Here is a 257-nt window from a genome sequence, read left to right on the forward strand (position 1 = left end):
GGCCCGCGGGGCGCACGTTGGCTGCTCGAGCGGTGACGGCGCGTCGAAACCCCTGATTCGGTGCGATTCGGCGTTCTACGGCCATCCCACCATTGGTGCCGCGATCCGCGCCGGCGCCGATGTGTCGGTCACCGTGCGCCTGACCTCCACCGTCAAACGTGCAATCGCATCGATCCAGGACGACGCCTGGACACCGATCGAATACACCGACGCCGTCTACGACGAGGGCACCGACACCTGGATCTCGCGGGCGGAGG

General features: G+C 67.7%; 1 pseudogene. It reads left to right on the forward strand.

Going from position 1 to position 257, the window contains the following annotated elements:
- Nucleotides 1-257, forward strand: a pseudogene (locus QM841_RS42985) (IS1380 family transposase); the annotation flags it as partial.

It is taken from the genome of Rhodococcus sp. IEGM 1307 (genome assembly GCF_030056915.1).
GTDB classification, from domain to species: domain Bacteria; phylum Actinomycetota; class Actinomycetes; order Mycobacteriales; family Mycobacteriaceae; genus Rhodococcus_F; species Rhodococcus_F opacus_D.